1 protein-coding gene is annotated in these 1,078 nt (G+C 43.0%); it reads left to right on the top strand.

Going from position 1 to position 1,078, the window contains the following annotated elements; translation table 11 throughout:
- Positions 1-913, top strand: a 913-nt coding sequence (locus F6K49_RS52220; protein ID WP_293110933.1) for a hypothetical protein, incomplete at its 5' end; no start/stop codon positions are given.
- Positions 914-1,078 lie beyond the last annotated feature (165 nt).

Genomic DNA, 1,078 nt, shown 5'->3' with positions numbered 1-1,078 from the left:
CATCAGTGAGAGCGAGATAGAGGAATCTTCAACCCCTGAAACAGTTTCTAAAACGGTTGCTATAGAGGAAACTGTAGACCAAAACAATCAAGACTTAAGCTTAGGGAAGTATGGTCTACTTCTGTTCACCAGACCAGTGGCAATAAGCCCTAATAGTTTACCGATACAATTTGAGGATAGTAAGGAAAATACAGCTAAGCTAAACTTGGCTAAATCCTCTACTTTGTTCTTGCCCTTAGATCAGATTAAATTTAAACAATCACCACGATCAAGGGGTGAAACTAATCTATCTTTATCAGCTGTGTTGGAATATTTGGAATCTTCTGCCGAAGGTCTCTACAGTGTTAAGCACCCTTCTATATCCTCCGTTATTCAAAAATTGACCAATAGTAATATAGTTGAAGTTGAAGCAGCTCAGGGTCGGATTCAACCTCTCAATAACTTCTTTACTGACCTGTATCGCCTTGCTCAAAACGCTACCTTAGCTGACCTTAAGCATCACCAAGCTACCAGCACAAGTCAGGAAAATGTCCGCCAAACAGCCCAAAAGCCTGACCACGCTGATCAACCTATCCCTGAGCAGATGAAACCAGGAACTGTAGTTGGTATCCTATCCCCGACTAACCCAAAAACAGGAGAACGGTATACTTACTCATTAATTGATAATGCTGGCGGGCGGTTTATGTTGACGGAGAATAAACTAGCCCTTACCGAGCAAACCTTGATGGATTTCAAAACAGATACCAGCCATACCGTGATTGTCCGTCGCACGGACTCCAAAGGTATCTATGTTGATAAATCCTTTACTCTGGGTTTGAAGGCTGAGAACGAGTCACCACCTAATCAGCCCCCGGTTGACAGCCAGAAGAAGGTATCCACTGAAACGCGATCGCTTACCAGTGTCACAGGTTGATCAATTCAGGATTTACCCAGTAATATCAAATCCATTTGAATACCCATAATTAAGGGGAGTGGGCGCGGAGCGGTGTGGGGAGATGGGGAGATGGGGAGATGGGGGAGATTTTTATTAAGGGTAATTACCCTGAAATGATATAAATCTCTATTATAGCACTAAGCA

The organism is Moorena sp. SIO3I6 (assembly GCF_010672095.1).
Note: the sequence above shows the minus strand (reverse complement) of the source record. Positions and strands in the feature narration are given on the sequence as shown.